The 12,328-nt window shown below is 32.9% G+C and carries 11 protein-coding genes, 1 pseudogene and 2 other annotated features; of the genes and pseudogenes, 11 read left to right on the forward strand and 1 reads right to left on the reverse strand.

Annotation, left to right across the window (positions count from 1 at the left end; all coding sequences use genetic code 11):
* Nucleotides 1-383: 383 nt before the first annotated feature.
* The 9 genes and pseudogenes from J5G60_RS01565 (at nt 384) to J5G60_RS01605 (ending at nt 9,743) form a co-directional block, all read left to right on the forward strand.
* Entirely contained in the window at nt 384-1,868 is a 1,485-nt protein-coding gene (locus J5G60_RS01565) for an Lsa family ABC-F type ribosomal protection protein (RefSeq protein ID WP_150356387.1), read from the forward strand.
* 151 nt (nt 1,869-2,019) lie between these two features.
* The gene (locus J5G60_RS01570; RefSeq protein WP_150356388.1) at nt 2,020-3,054 is read left to right on the forward strand and encodes a Cfr family 23S rRNA (adenine(2503)-C(8))-methyltransferase; all 1,035 of its coding nucleotides are present in this window, start codon (nt 2,020-2,022) and stop codon (nt 3,052-3,054) included.
* Between the two features lie 395 nt (nt 3,055-3,449).
* Entirely contained in the window at nt 3,450-4,310 is an 861-nt protein-coding gene (locus J5G60_RS01575) for an EbhA (RefSeq protein WP_236035037.1), read from the forward strand.
* Nucleotides 4,311-4,823: 513 nt separating this feature from the next.
* Nucleotides 4,824-5,555: a hypothetical protein gene (locus tag J5G60_RS01580; RefSeq protein WP_150356389.1), complete on the forward strand. Its 732-nt coding sequence runs from the start codon at nt 4,824-4,826 to the stop codon at nt 5,553-5,555.
* A 202-nt stretch (nt 5,556-5,757) separates the two neighbouring features.
* The gene (locus tag J5G60_RS01585; protein ID WP_170065736.1) at nt 5,758-5,931 is read left to right on the forward strand and encodes a hypothetical protein; all 174 of its coding nucleotides are present in this window, start codon (nt 5,758-5,760) and stop codon (nt 5,929-5,931) included.
* Nucleotides 5,931-6,188: pseudogene (locus J5G60_RS01590) on the forward strand (hypothetical protein). The gene J5G60_RS01585 and the pseudogene J5G60_RS01590 overlap by 1 nt, the downstream one beginning before the upstream one ends.
* 178 nt (nt 6,189-6,366) lie before the next feature.
* Nucleotides 6,367-7,416 (forward strand): IS1096 element passenger TnpR family protein, encoded by a 1,050-nt coding sequence (locus tag J5G60_RS01595; RefSeq protein ID WP_190972175.1) that lies wholly within the window; start codon nt 6,367-6,369, stop codon nt 7,414-7,416.
* A gap of 70 nt (nt 7,417-7,486) precedes the next feature.
* Nucleotides 7,487-7,750 (forward strand): DUF6429 family protein, encoded by a 264-nt coding sequence (locus J5G60_RS01600; protein ID WP_106008597.1) that lies wholly within the window; start codon nt 7,487-7,489, stop codon nt 7,748-7,750.
* Between the two features lie 112 nt (nt 7,751-7,862).
* Nucleotides 7,863-8,060 (forward strand) — a binding site (T-box leader).
* Between the two features lie 41 nt (nt 8,061-8,101).
* Nucleotides 8,102-8,301, forward strand: a binding site (T-box leader).
* A 104-nt stretch (nt 8,302-8,405) separates the two neighbouring features.
* Nucleotides 8,406-9,743 (forward strand): MFS transporter, encoded by a 1,338-nt coding sequence (locus J5G60_RS01605; RefSeq protein WP_150356391.1) that lies wholly within the window; start codon nt 8,406-8,408, stop codon nt 9,741-9,743.
* 298 nt (nt 9,744-10,041) lie between these two features.
* Here J5G60_RS01605 and J5G60_RS01610 read toward each other — a convergent pair whose 3' ends face one another.
* The gene (locus J5G60_RS01610) at nt 10,042-10,932 is read right to left on the reverse strand and encodes a hypothetical protein (protein WP_236035038.1); all 891 of its coding nucleotides are present in this window, start codon (nt 10,930-10,932) and stop codon (nt 10,042-10,044) included.
* Between the two features lie 123 nt (nt 10,933-11,055).
* Here J5G60_RS01610 and J5G60_RS01615 point away from each other — a divergent pair, with 123 nt between their 5' ends.
* Both J5G60_RS01615 and J5G60_RS01620 read left to right on the forward strand, forming a co-directional pair.
* Entirely contained in the window at nt 11,056-11,535 is a 480-nt protein-coding gene (locus J5G60_RS01615) for a MarR family winged helix-turn-helix transcriptional regulator (RefSeq protein ID WP_150356392.1), read from the forward strand.
* A 194-nt stretch (nt 11,536-11,729) separates the two neighbouring features.
* Complete coding sequence (locus J5G60_RS01620; RefSeq protein WP_150356393.1) at nt 11,730-12,260, forward strand: GNAT family N-acetyltransferase; 531 nt, start codon at nt 11,730-11,732, stop codon at nt 12,258-12,260.
* Nucleotides 12,261-12,328 lie beyond the last annotated feature (68 nt).

The following is a 12,328-nucleotide window of genomic DNA, read 5'->3' on the forward strand; positions in this document are numbered from 1 at the left end:
ATCCTTAATAAAAATATTATGGAGAACCTAACTAAAAAGCAAACATTTTTTTGTCTGAATTCTTGGGTCCATTATATACTTATGCAAGAAAGTTATTCTTTTTTCTCTTAATATATACTCTTGTGTTATGCTATAATGATTAGCTTAATTAGTATATCTATGAGCTGTAAGAATGATAATTTCTTGCGGCTCTTATTTTTTATAGATAATTAGAATAAGGAGGATAATTAATATTATGAAAAACAAAGACACTTTGCTAACACATGATAATCTCCATATAAAGCCGGATACTGAAGGCGACATTTATATGGAGTAAATAAACACAGTCGCCTGTTGTTCCGACTTTGTTGTTTATACTATTAATTACAGAGGAGGACAAAAATATGTCTTTAATAAATGTTACAAACCTAACCTTTGCTTATGAAGATAGTTATGATAATATTTTTGAAAATATAAGTTTTCAAATTGATACAGATTGGAAATTGGGGTTTACCGGAAGAAATGGAAGGGGAAAAACCACTTTTTTAAATCTCCTACTTGGGAAATACGAATATAATGGAAATATTTCAGCTGATGTGACTTTTGAATATTTTCCTTATAAGGTGCAGGAACAAGGAAATTTCACCATAGATATCATAAGGGAAATCAGTCCAAATTCAATGGATTGGGAAATAATTAAAGAATTATCATTGTTAGATATGGATTATGATGCTTTATATAGACAATTTTATACACTATCTAAAGGAGAGCAGACCAAAGCATTACTAGCTGCTATGTTTTTAAAGGAGAACTCCTTCTTACTTATTGATGAACCTACAAATCATTTGGATGTTGAAGCTAGAAAAAAACTAAGCAATTATTTAAAAAAGAAGAAAGGATTTATTCTGATTTCACATGATAGGTATTTTTTAGATAATTGCGTTGACCATATTTTGGCCATTAATAGAACTAATATTGAGATACAGAAAGGAAATTTTTCTTCATGGTGGAGAAATAAAGACTTACAAGATGGTTTTGAACTAGCAGAAAACGAGAAATTGAAGAAGAATATTAGCCGGCTTTCCAGTTCAGCAAAACGTACATCTGCATGGTCAGATAGTATTGAAAGCAATAAGTATGGAACTACTAATTCTGGGAGCAAATTAGATAAAGGATATGTTGGACATAAAGCTGCAAAAGTGATGAAGCGTGCTAAAAATATAGAAGCTAGACAACAGAACATGATTGAGGAAAAATCAAGGCTTCTTAAAAATATTGAATCCAATGAAAGCTTAAAAATAGTACCGCTTACTTTCCATGGTAAAAAGCTTGTGGAACTTGCGGATGTTTCAATTCAATATGATAATAGAATTATCTGTGAAGCAGTAAGCTTCACCATAGAGCAGGGTGAAAGAATTGCTATTCAAGGGAAAAACGGCAGTGGGAAATCAAGTATATTGAAATTAATTTATGGAGAAAAAATCCCGCATAATGGAATTGTGAGGAAAAGTAGTCAGTTGATTATTTCTTATGTTTCACAAGATACATCAGATTTATATGGTAACTTGTCTGAATACGCAGATAAATATTGTATTGAAGAAAGCTTATTTAAATCAATTCTTAGAAAGCTTGATTTTTCAAGAGAGCAGTTTGAAAAGAATATCCAGGATTTTAGTGGAGGACAGAAGAAAAAGGTATTGATTGCAAGAAGTTTGTGTGAACAGGCACATTTATATATTTGGGATGAACCATTGAATTTTATCGATGTAATTTCTCGTATGCAGATTGAGAAATTGTTAATTGAATATCAGCCCACAATTTTATTTGTTGAGCATGATATTGCATTTTGTGAAAATGTTGCAACAAAAACTATAAAATTGAAGGGATAGAATGGAATTAATATGTTTAATATGAATATACAAGTAACACATAATAGGCTCCATGCAAAGTCAGATGTTTTAGGCGACATTTGCATGGAGTAGTATAAGTCGCCAATGCTGGCTTTGCTTCCTAACTATTAATAGCGAGGAGGAAGCCTACATGAAGCAGACAAAAACAAAATATGAAAAAATAAAACAAATAGTATCAGATTTAAATTTACCAAATTATAGATATATACAGCTTGCAAAAGCTATTTTTCGTCAAAGGATAGATGATTTTGATGATATGGCTATGTTGCCAAAAGTATTAAGGATAGCTTTAACAAATGAGTTTGGGAATAATGTATCTAGCTTAATACCTGTTTTTTCACAACATTCTAAGCAAGCTGAAAAATTGTTATTTGAATTGACAGACGGAAAGAGAATAGAGGCTGTTCGATTACAGTATAAACAGGGGTGGGAATCGTTTTGTATTTCTTCTCAATGTGGTTGCGGTTTTGGATGCCGTTTTTGTGCAACTGGAAGTACTGGATTTAAACGAAATCTCACTGCTGATGAGATAACTGATCAATTACTTTATTTTTATTTCTATAGACATAGTTTGAATAGTGTTTCATTTATGGGAATGGGTGAGGCTTTTGCAAATCCAGAGTTATTTGGTGCACTAAAAATTTTGACTGATCAAAATTTATTTGGTTTAAGTCAACGAAGAATTACGATTTCAACAATTGGTGTTATACCAGGAATTCAAAAATTGACCAAAGAATTTCCACAAGTAAATCTCATTTTCTCACTTCATTCACCATTTGAAAGTCAACGAAGCGATTTAATGCCTATAAATGAAAGATTTCCATTGCATGAGGTAATGAAGACATTAGATGAACATATTATTCATACGGGACGAAGAGTATTTCTTGCGTATATTATGCTTGAAGGGATTAATGATTCTAAAGAACATGCAAAGGCAGTTATAGGTTTGTTGAAAAATCGTGGTTCATGGGAGTATTTATATCATATTGATTTGATACCTTATAATTCTACGAATAAAACAACTTTTAAATTTCAACCATCGAGTGCTATCAACCAGTTTTGCAGTACATTAAAGGAAGCAGGCGTTAGTGCAACTGTTAGGACACAATTTGGTTCTGAAATTGGCGCTGCCTGCGGACAATTGTATTGTGAAAATGAATTGTGATGTTGGTTCGAAAATATTATTCTAAGAATAAGCCCTCTCAATTAAAAAAGAGGGCTAATTTTTAAGTGTTGACTTTCTATCAAAATACGTGTGGATATGATAATTTCATTAAAAAGCACAGCAGGAAGACTTTAGTAGCTGTGCTCTTATTAGTGTAGGTTTATTATATACTCTAAAAATTGCTATATCTTTCAAGTTAATTTTAGAAGCTTTTAAGAGGTTGTAATTGAATAATGAAATTCAAGAGTCGGTTAAGGCGAACAATCATCTTAATTGTCTTTTTTGTTTTTTACATATAGGTAATTTTATTGTTGCTGACAGTCTATGTCAGTATGAATGTATATAATAGAAAGTGTAATATATAAATATAAATGTTGAGGACAGGGGTGTGTGGTGTGAATTATGAGGATATGGATAAAAAAACGGAAGTGAACAAAATGAAAAAAGTTATTATTGGGATTATCACATTATTGGTTATTGTTGCAGGTGGTTGTGGTTATTACTTTGAGGTATATTCACCACATGAAAAAGCCGTTACTCAGTTTGATAATGCAAAGAAAAAAGTTGAAATAGAAAATAAGAAACTGCAAATATTAATTGATGGTTCTGAGAAGTTGATAAATTCTAAGAAAGAAGCCTATGATACATCGGCATTAGATAAGCTAAAATCAGCTGATGACAGTGCCAAGAAAGCATTAGTATCTGTTCCCAAAGTTCCTAAAAAGACTGATGCAATCGAAAAAGCTACCAAAGAATTAGAAAAGCCAATTGACTATTCAACACAAATTAGTGAATTGAAATCAGCTAGCGAAGCATTTGAAAGCAGCGTGAAGCAGCTTAAGCAAATTACGAATCCAACAAGTGATTTTGTAATTCAAAGATTGAAGGAAGTATCTTCAATCACAGGAACACAAGCAGTAACAGAAAATAACGATCCAAACGGTAATCTTAATAAACAAAGTGGATATACCGCTGCAGTTTATTTCACTGACAAAAATGTAATTGAAGAAGTGGATGGCGAAGATATTGTTGATAAAGGAACTGATGCAGGTGGATGTATTGAAGTCTATCCAACTAAGAAAGATGCAGAAACCCGTAACGCTTACCTAGCAGCGTTTGATGGAGCAGAAATGTTTAATTCTGGTTCTCACGAAGTACATGGAACAGTTGTGATCAGAACTTCAGCCAATTTAACAGCGGCACAGCAAAAGGATTTGACAAAACAAATTCTTGACAAGTTGATTGAGTTGAAATAGTTTATACCAAGAGCAATGGGTCGGTGTTTGACTCCCGGCTTATCCTGTGATCAGGAAAGGCTGGATAGTATTCCCATAAGTATTCATGTCCTTTCCTAAAAATTGGCATAAGAAAAGCACCTATCTTTCGATAGATGCTTTTGAGAATTAATATTCTATTCTTTATATCGTCCATACATTTGTTAATTTCAGTATCAAATTGTTTTTTGGTAAGTGAACCAAAGACAGTCGGAGCATTTGCAGGCAGTTTTATTTCAAATGGAATACCGCGTTGCAGTACAACTTGTCTTAAAAACATTCCTAAAATCGGCTTGTTGTAGTTATATAAGCTGATTTTTTATTACCTAGAATTAAAATGATTTGAGTTGATAAAATGATGCGCTTTTATGCCCGGGCAGGAATAATGTAATATAGAGAATCAATAATTATATGATTTATATTCAAAAATTTTAAATATTTAACTCTATTAAATTTCATGATATACTGAAATTAGTTATAGCAGATTCAAAACTATTGGCTAGTTTTAAGGCAATAGTAGTTTTGGGAGCGGTAATGATTATGTGTGTAAAAATCAGCAAATATTTAAAAGGGTATCGAAACAAGTACTCAGTGGATTATTGCTCTGACAATGGGAACAAAATACATCTGTTTGATTTTGATGAGAAAGAAATATTCCATGCTGAGGAGACTGGGGATTCATCGTTTTATAGGTATGACATAATGAGTCTTTTAGAAGAATTTAAGGTATTTGATAAGGTACAAGATAAGTTGAATGTACAGAAAAAGTCTTTTGAACGAATGGTAATAGAGTCAGTTGAGGATTTTTATGAGGATGAGTTCAAAGATAATTTCACTAAAAACCAGTATAGGTTGCATTTGCGTAAGGAAAAAGAAAATGAGATTATAAAGGATATGATATATTATGAAGAAGAATATGATGAAAATTTCAATGATGAAGAGCATTTCAAAAAATGGTATGTAAATATAATCAACTATAACTACAATACAAATTTCAATACATATAATGAGGCTAAAAGATTTTACAAATCTCAAGGATGGAAAGAAATTAACAAGCAGAGGAATTCTAATCCTTATCATCTGACAGCGGAGGAAAGTGAACTTTTTAAGGAACTGCTTAAAGCAGGATTTACTAAACTTGCAAAAAAATATCATCCAGATGTAAAAGGTGACAGTGAGAAAATGAAAATGTTGAATTCTTTAAAAGAGAAACTTAAAAACGATTAAGTTTATTTACTATTTAATTAAAGTCTGTATCTAAAAATAAAAAAGTTAAGCATGTGCCAAAATGGTTGAAGAAGTTATTGCTCTTTAATAAAGAAAAGTGAGATTCCTGAAAATTTAAATTCAGTTAAGTACAGCTATTTATGGGAGCACTATATTAGGGTACAATATAGTATAAAGATATATTTATCGAAGGGGAATCGTTATGGAAAAAATAAATCAGCAAAGTAGTTTGTATAAGCAGTTTCTTAGGTATTCATATGAGGATTTAAAAGAACTGTTTAAAAAATCAAAGACAAAAGAAGAACAAGATTTTTATGCTGCTTTATCGGATTTAGTGCTTCAAAGAGAGCAAAAAAAGGTGATAGGTAAAGAGTAATGGCTATTTATACTATATTCGCAGGAGTAAATGGTGCCGGAAAAACATCCATATATAGATCTATTTATTATGAGAGAGATATAGAAAGAAGATACTATTAATCATTGAATAATTTAAAAAAGATACTGGGTATATGTAATGAAATAAATATATATGATAATACAAATGAATTTAAATACGTAGCCTATATATGCAACGGAACAGTTAAATGGAAAAGAAATACAATTCCCAATTGGAGTAGAAAGATTCTGCAATAAAAAAGCTAATATTTCTGCATAATTATATCTATAGCTTGTCTACTGGTACGTGGAGTGTGTTGTATTGATAACAAGGGTAGAATATTTGATAAAAGCAGTGAATGGATGCATTATGTAATGCAGAATGGCATATGGTGTTTCAAAGTTAAAAATAAGGATAATTGGGAAGGAGGACAAAATGAAAAACAAAATAAGAGGTGATAAAGAAGAAATCACATCGGTTCATCTTCATTTGGAATTGAAAGATGAATACCTGACGGAATACCAGAAAATAATGCTTAAAAGATATGGAGAATCTTCTACGGGGAAGTCCATATGCAGAGATATTCTTATACCATCTGATATGCCGCTTCATAATCTACACTATACAATACAAAAACTTTATGGCTGGAGAAATTCACACTTACGCAGTTTTCATCTACCGGAAGAAGTATATCAAAAACTGACCAGTGGCACTGTTAAAGGCTGGTCGGATTTAGTGGGAATTTTATTTCAGCCTCCGTCCGAATCAGAGGGAGATATTTTCTGGGATGATGATTATAAAAAAGGCAGTATAAGTGCATGGATTAAGAAGAAATATATTGGATCGTATTTTTATGGCGGAAAACTGGAGCATCCGGAAATTGCTAAAAGAGATGTGCAGCGGCTCATGGATGATTTTAAGATGATTGATGTTAGGGAGTCATTTAAAGATTACATAGAACGGACTAAAAAGGCTGAGGGCAAGGAGATTAAAATTTTGCGTAAAGCTCCTTTGATTGAGTTGACTCTTGAAGAAATGAATTCTTCTATTATCATTGAGGGTGGAACAAAAAACTTGTTGGAGAGATTGGAAGTTAGCAAGATTTTAGCAGGTAAACATGAACTGCTTGGTGAAAAAAGGTTGTTTCCGGTAGCAAAGGAGCTCATTTATAAATATGATTTTGGGGATAATTGGACTATTATCATAACTAAGAAAGACAATTACAGAGACCTGATTAAAGGCGGGCTTGTTTCGCATGAAGAGATTGTCTGTGCAAATGATACTGTGCTGAATGAGCATAGGCCGGTTTGTATTTATAAAGATGGAGTTTTTTTGCTTGATGATGTAGGTGGACTAAGTGGATTTGCTAATTTTTTAGGGACTGTTTATGAAAGTGAAGACAAGGTAGAAAGTAATGAGCTTCGTGCTTGGTCAAAGAGACTTGGCTGGAGTGAAAAAAAGATTGCCAATAAAAGGATATTGTAGTATGATGATGGGCATAAAAATTGTATAACAATGAAATTGTAATTTTACCACGGAGAGAAGAGATTTTATTATGGATAAGACTAATCCGAAGAAAGCAGTTAAAGAATTGACCATGCTGTTGATGTATTTAACAAGATTTAAGGAACGTGATTATTTTGGATCAGATTTGGATATGGCTTGGAAGGGATATGATTTCGACATTATTAATGAACTGGATAAGGAAGATTATATCCGGCAGGGGAGCCATCGTTCTAAGTCTGTAGCAATTACAGATGAAGGCATGAAATTATCACGGGAATTATTGGCTAAATATAATATATCAGATTGGAAGTAGATATATATGGTGTAGCATTAATCTGTAAATATATACAAATTACAGCTACCCTCATCAAATCTAAATCTTGACAATATATAAGATTAGTACTATAATTTAGAAAAAATTAAATTTAAGAACTATGACAGGAATCAAGTAAATATATGATATTTAAAGAGAGTGATGTTTGCTGTAAATTCACAATACTCATGTATTGAAAACTCGTCCTTGAGTTATCGGTTGAAATACAAGTAGACTGTATCGGGTGAATCCGTTATTTTATAAAGAAAAAAATTTGGATGGTACCGCGGTATTGTTTCTCGCTCCAAGAGAAACAATACCGCTTTTTTATTTTGATGAAAACTTAATATTGTAAAAGTAATGCCAGGGATAAGTAAATACAGATATACTTTTAAAGAGAGTGCCCATGGTGAAAAAGCACATTTATACTGTATTGAAACTCACCCTTAAACTGCAGTCTGAAAATTAGTAGGATTCTGCCGGCAGTGACGCCGTTAAAATATTCAAGTTATAAATTTGGGTGGTACCGCGATAGACCTTTCGCCCCATGGAAAGGTCTATTTTTTATGCTTATTTTTAGAAAATAATTTTTACTGGCCAGTGAAATTATATATTAAAAATATTAAATTTTTGTTTACTAAATGGAGGTATTTTAATGGAAGAAGTCAATTATATTTCTGAAAAAATGGATTATGTTCCAATATCCAAATTACACTATAAAATTTTATGGCTCATCGGTCTTGGAATATTTTTAGATGGATTTGATGTATATCTGGCAGGTGGAGTCTTAGGTGTGCTGTTAAAAAGCGGATGGTCAAGCATAAGCTTAAATGCTGTTTTTATTTCTGTAACTTTTTTAGGACTTTTGATAGGGTCGCTTATCACTGGATTTTTAGGAGACAGTTTTGGACGTAAATTTTCTTATCAGCTGAACCTTTTGATATTTGGTGGAGCATCCCTTGTAGCTGCATTTTCCCCAAATATGATTTTTTTAATAGCCTGCAGGGGAATAATGGGAATTGGACTCGGTGCTGAAATTGTTACAGGATATGCACTGCTTGCAGAATTTGTGCCTTCAAAAACCAGGGGAAAGTGGGTGTCCATGCTTTCGCTTATAACGAACGTTTCTACACCGGCGGCTGCATTTCTGGGATATCTTATAATACCACGGTTTGGCTGGAGATGGATGTTTGTATTTGTAGGTGTATTTTCCGTAATTGTATGGTATATGAGAAAAAGTATGCCTGAATCCCCAAGATGGTATGAATCCAAAGGAATGGAAGAAGATGCACAGCATGTTGTAAATATATTTTACCATGAAGCAGAGAAGGAGGCTGATAATTCCATAGCACAACCTAATGTCATAAGGAAGGAACATAATAAAGAATCGGGGAAGTTTAGTGATTTATTCAGTAAAAATATGATCTCGAGAACTATTGTAGGTTGTGTAGTGCTGATTGCAATAAATACTTTGATATATACTTTTGTAAGCTGGGCACCTACATTTTTCCTGAGAAAAGGCATAAATGTTTCTAAATCATTGGGATATACAACTATAATGATGATAGGTGCACCTCTTGGAGCGTTAATTGGGAGTTTTATTGTAGATAAATTGGGGCGTAAATGGTGTCTTACTGTATTTATGCTTGCAGCAGGAGCAATTGGATATGCATATGCTTCACAAAATACCATGACTGTAATATTGACTATGGGTTTTTTCCTCACTGTAATTATATATATACTTCTTACACTTGGACTTGCCATTTATGTCCCGGAATTGTTTCCTACAGACATAAGACTTAGAGGCTCAGGATTTTGTAATGCAGTAGGAAGGCTGGCAACTATATTCAGCCCTTATGGAGTAGCATGGATACTTAAAAACTATGATACCAGGACTGTTTTTATAGTACTTGGATGCATACTTGTAGTAGTGGCATTTATTATTGCTGTGTTAGGAGTTGAAACAAAACAAAAATCCCTGGATGAAATTTAAGTGCCTAAGTTTTGAAAGTATTGATTTTAATAATTCATTTTGTCCGGTTAGTATGTGTTAGAATAATAATATAGAAATATATGTTAACTCTCAGAAAAGTCCTGGAGTTCTTTATAACCAAGGGAGTTTTAATCTGTCAGGTAAATAATGATATAATTTATTTACCTGACAGATTAAAAAAGGGGGACATTGCATGCTTATAAAATTGCTGGATTTAGAACTGCAGAGACGGAGCGTAATTTTGAATGCGGCATTGAGAGAGTTTGTGCTAAAAGGCTATGAAAATGCTTTGATTTAACTAAATCGTTTCTTTATATGTGCAAGTATTATCTATTGATTTAAAATTTTTTAATATTATCCACAAAATCACAGCAAATATTACGGTAAATGATGGAAATAGAATTAATTCAATCGGCGAAACTGAAACACCGCTAATTGCCATGGAAATAGCCATTACATCAATAGCCAGCAGTAATGTTATGCCCTTAATGATAATGATTGGGGGAAGCAAGTAACCTAAACTTTTCTTTCGCAATAGCAAAACACCACTTACTACAGTCACTGGAAGGACAATTCCTAAGTCCATTGCTTGAATAACGAAAGTAGTATAATGCTCCAAACCATTCACAGTATTATTACCAATGGTGGGAACGATTCTGCCTAACCACATCAAACTTATAATAATGCCGATAACGATGATGAAAATTCCAACAGGCTTACTGGGCATGGCGGCTAAAAAGCATTTCTCCAAATTCTGCAGTTCCTGTGAAGTAATATTGATTATAAATGCAAAAAACGACAGTGACATCAGTAACACATAAATCAGAAAGAAATTGTTGTATATTGCTAAAAAAGAATAGCTCATATAGGTGTATAGAAAATAACCTAATGTTCCTACCAACAACAATTTTCCTTTGAGGGACCTTTTGTTCAAAATCAACGAAACCAGCAGTAGGGGAATGGCAAAGACTAGTGTAACAACCTCTTGAGCTCTTACTTGTGCTGCCATAGATACTGATTCATTATGATATAATCCTTTCCCATAAAGTGTGACGGTTTCATTATGAATAGTTTGAATAGTTTGATTTTCATTGATAGCATTATTTGAAAAAAAACCATATGCAGAAGCAATTGCTGCCAGGATAATAATGAAAATCACCAGTAAATTGCTTGTTTTATTCATCTTCATTGCAGTCCTCCTTGATGCATGACATCAATATAGTAACTAGTTACTATTTACATTATAGCAACTAGTTACTATAATGTAAATGGATATAATGGATAAGTTCTTGTTAATGGAAGGGAAAGCGTTATGCAGATTGATGATATGATTAAAAATTATAGTGGTGAGCGGGAAAAAGAAACACGTGGTATCTTTGCGAGTATATTTATTTTGCAAAATCGTCTGCAGACAATTTTTGATAAAGCCGATCCATTTCTCACATTGAAACAATTTATGCTGCTTGTGATGATAAAACATACAACTGGTAAAACCACCTTTACTCACTTGGGGAAATTGTCAGGTTCCTCCAGGCAAAATATAAAGAAATTGGCTGCATCACTGGAGAAGAAAGGTTTTATAACCATTCGGAAAAATCATGTTAATAAGCGAAGCACCTCAATTCAGCTAACGGAAAAAGGTGATAGCTATTTTGAGGAAGTTTTTTATTTTCACAATGAAAAACTCAATAGCTTGTTTCATGAGTATTCTGATGAAGAAATCCATTTGTTTTACACTATGATTACCAGGTTGTATGCAGGTGTTGATAGTCAAGAGCAAAAGTATAAATAAAGCATTCCCATTGGATAAAAATATTCTGCAATATCATAAAAGTATTATTTGCCGGTGTTAATGGCGCTGGAAAAACATCCATATATAAATCTGTTTATTAGGAAATCATCCTAACAAAGAACTTCAAAAAGATTGGAAGGAACATGGAGAGTCAAACTTCACAATTGAGATATTGGAAAGGAGGATATTTACGAATGGATATAATTATAAGACAGGAAACTGAAAAAGACTGCAGACTTTCCGAAAAAGTGGTGGAAAAAGCATTTGAAAATGAAGAGCACAGTGATCATAGAGAGCAGTTTTTGGTAGCTAAATTGAGAAAAAGCGATGTATTTATACCGGAGCTTTCTCTTATTGCCGAAATTAACAAAAAAATTGTAGGTCATAGCCTGATGACAAAGCTAATTATTAAAGATGGTGAAAAGGAATACGAATCGTTGGCACTGGCTCCTGTTTCGGTTTTGCCTGAATATCAGAACAAAGGTATTGGAACAGGCTTGATTGAGGAAAGTCTGAAGCTTGCAGAAGAAATGGGCTTCAAATCTGTAATTGTTCTTGGACATGACAGGTATTATCCTCGATTTGGATTTAAACCTGCAAGCACATGGGGGATTAAGGCACCATTTGATGTACCGGATGAATCGTTTATGGCATTGGAACTTGAGAAGGGAAGTCTTGATAACATTAAGGGAACTGTGGCTTATTGTAAAGAATTTTTTGAGTAAGGTAACCTGTGTCACCGCAATAAAAAATTCCGCGATGTACTTTTGGCTCTGCAAAATTCTGATGAAAT

It is taken from the genome of Clostridium sp. HV4-5-A1G (assembly GCF_900184915.1).
Classification (GTDB): domain Bacteria; phylum Bacillota; class Clostridia; order Clostridiales; family Clostridiaceae; genus Clostridium_B; species Clostridium_B aromativorans.

Excerpts from the sequence above, each read along its gene's own strand:
- J5G60_RS01565 (WP_150356387.1), top strand. The coding sequence starts at position 384 with ATGTCTTTAATAAATGTTACAAACCTAACCTTTGCTTATGAAGATAGT.
- J5G60_RS01570 (WP_150356388.1), top strand. The coding sequence starts at position 2,020 with ATGAAGCAGACAAAAACAAAATATGAAAAAATAAAACAAATAGTATCA.
- J5G60_RS01585 (WP_170065736.1), top strand. The coding sequence starts at position 5,758 with ATGGAAAAAATAAATCAGCAAAGTAGTTTGTATAAGCAGTTTCTTAGG.
- J5G60_RS01595 (WP_190972175.1), top strand. The coding sequence starts at position 6,367 with ATGAAAAACAAAATAAGAGGTGATAAAGAAGAAATCACATCGGTTCAT.
- J5G60_RS01600 (WP_106008597.1), top strand. The coding sequence starts at position 7,487 with ATGGATAAGACTAATCCGAAGAAAGCAGTTAAAGAATTGACCATGCTG.
- J5G60_RS01605 (WP_150356391.1), top strand. The coding sequence starts at position 8,406 with ATGGAAGAAGTCAATTATATTTCTGAAAAAATGGATTATGTTCCAATA.
- J5G60_RS01610 (WP_236035038.1), bottom strand. The coding sequence starts at position 10,932 with ATGAAGATGAATAAAACAAGCAATTTACTGGTGATTTTCATTATTATC.
- J5G60_RS01615 (WP_150356392.1), top strand. The coding sequence starts at position 11,056 with ATGCAGATTGATGATATGATTAAAAATTATAGTGGTGAGCGGGAAAAA.
- J5G60_RS01620 (WP_150356393.1), top strand. The coding sequence starts at position 11,730 with ATGGATATAATTATAAGACAGGAAACTGAAAAAGACTGCAGACTTTCC.